At 66.5% G+C, this 929-nt stretch carries 1 protein-coding gene; it reads right to left on the bottom strand.

What is annotated here, in order from left to right; all coding sequences use genetic code 11:
- Positions 1–179 precede the first annotated feature (179 nt).
- A partial coding sequence (locus P0D62_RS18965; RefSeq protein ID WP_275704086.1) for a transposase occupies positions 180–929 on the bottom strand: 750 nt, incomplete at its 5' end.

The following is a 929-nucleotide window of genomic DNA, read 5'->3' as shown; positions in this document are numbered from 1 at the left end:
CTCTAGCCTCGATGTTTCATCGGGTTGGTGAGCGGGGGCGTTCGGCGTCGTTGCCGGTGTTCAGCTGCTGATTCTGGCATGTGGGTGTGACAGATCGTCGCAGTGTCCGTTGCGGGCGGTCGGGTTCCACTCCCGAGAGGAGGATTCTGCTGGTCGGTGGGGCGGGTGGAGCCGCCTGGTCAGGTCTGTGCGACGGCGGTGCGGAGCCGGTTCATGCCGGTTAGGACGGTTCGGGCTTCGGGGGCGTGTTCGGCGAGATGGAGGACCTTGTGCCGGCAGCGGCGCACGAGAGTCGCGGGGATCTCGAACAAGCGTGCGCGGAGCCGTTTGGGTTCCCACTTCCTCGCGTCATGGCCGGTCAGAGCTATGGTCTGCATCCAGGCGACGAGCTCGGAGGCGAGCTGGATGATCTGGCACCAGATCTGGTTCTGCGCGAAGCCCTGCAGCGGGAACTTCATCAAGCCCAGGTCCTTGGCGTTGCGGATCCGGTCTTCGCATCGTGCGCGGCGGCGGTGACGCAGCTCGAGGACGGGTAGCTGGCCGCGCGGGGTGTTGGTGGCGAACGCGGTGATGCGCATTCCTTCGTGATCGGTGATCCGTAGTTGCGCTCCGGGGTGGGGGCGTTCCTTCCGCACGATCACCCGCATCCCGGCAGGCCACCCGGACAGGTCCAGCAGTCCGGTCAGCTCCGCCACCCACGCCCCCTCGCGGATCCCGTCGGTATCGGTGTCATAGGCCGGAGTCCACGCCTGCGCCTCATCGATATGTTCCAGCAGGTCAGGAGTGTGCGCGGGGAGAGTGAACCCGACGGAGTAGGCCAGCCGCCGCCTGGTCATCCACTGGAGAAATTCCTTGGTGCCGCCGGCTCCGTCGGTGCGGATCAGAATCTTCTTCGACCCCCGCCTGCTCCGGGCCAGCAGGGCTGGTGG

The sequence above is a fragment of the Tessaracoccus caeni genome (genome assembly GCF_029211185.1).
In the GTDB taxonomy this organism is placed as follows: Bacteria; Actinomycetota; Actinomycetes; order Propionibacteriales; family Propionibacteriaceae; genus Arachnia; species Arachnia caeni.
This window is presented reverse-complemented; position numbering and strand designations above follow the sequence as displayed.